The organism is Vibrio sp. Vb0937, assembly GCF_033338855.1.
The window spans coordinates 1-1,044 of record NZ_JAWOTK010000454.1; the positions used below are offsets into that span (position 1 = coordinate 1).

Annotated in this window: 2 protein-coding genes; one reads left to right on the forward strand and one right to left on the reverse strand. The window is 43.1% G+C overall.

Annotated elements, in window-relative coordinates:
• The coding region (locus R7P67_RS26445) for an NAD-dependent epimerase/dehydratase family protein (protein WP_318086534.1) at positions 1-99 on the reverse strand (99 nt) is incomplete at its 3' end.
• 379 nt (positions 100-478) lie between these two features.
• Here R7P67_RS26445 and R7P67_RS26450 point away from each other — a divergent pair.
• Positions 479-1,044: LacI family DNA-binding transcriptional regulator (locus tag R7P67_RS26450; RefSeq protein WP_318086533.1), on the forward strand; the 566-nt coding region annotated here is incomplete at its 3' end.

The window sequence follows — 1,044 nt, forward strand, 5'->3', positions numbered from 1 at the left end:
CAAGTTATCAACGATGATAGGTTCCATTCCCGCTTCAATCATCTGAACGCAAGTGTGACTACCGATGTATCCCATACCGCCTGTGACAAGAACTTTCACTTTTGCTTCTCCACGTTTGCTGCTTTCTGTTCATACCTCACTCTGATGCGCTAAAAGCCAATCGCCATTGCATCGAATCGGTACGCCCATTTCTTAACTGGCTAAAAGTCTAGCAACCAATCTCGATCCAGATCCGTGATCGAATTCAAATTGTGTAAACGTTTCCACAAAATTACAAAAAAGCCTTATTTTAGATGCTGACTTTAGTTAAATTAAACCAGGAAGATGATGAGCAGTGAAGATGAGTCGAGCAGATACCGCTCTCTTTCATGGATCGCACGATTTTACTAAAAGTTTGTGCATCCCTAAGTAGCTGTTTACAATAGCCAGATTATTGAGTTCTCACTTGGACTGTGAGCAATGCCAACGGGAAATGTACATGGCAACACTAAAAGATATCGCCACTGAAGCGGGCGTCTCACTTGCAACTGTATCGCGAGTTTTGAATGACGATCCGACGTTGAGCGTTAAAGAAGAAACCAAACGCCGCATTTTAGAAATCGCAGAAAAGCTGGAGTACCGCACCAGCACCTCGAAGAAAGCCACCAAAGAAGCCAAGCAAAAACATCACTTTTTGGCCTTGTACAATTACAAACAAGAAGCAGAAGTGAATGACCCGTACTACTTGTCGATTCGTCATGGGATTGAAACTCAGTGCGACAAACTCGGCATTACGCTAACCAATTGCTACAACAGCGAAATTGATGTTGAAACGCAAAAGATCACGGGTGTCCTTTTAGTCGGAAAAGTCGACCAAAAAGTGGTCAATAAGTTACCTAAACGCTTAGCCGATAGCATCTGTTACATCGACTTTTCAGATCCAACTAGTCCTTACGATTGCGTTGATATCGATCTTGTAAGAATCAGCAAGCAAGTGGTTGATTTCTTTGTACAACAAGGCTACGAGCGCATCGGATTTATTGGTGGACAAGACGAGCCCAACAC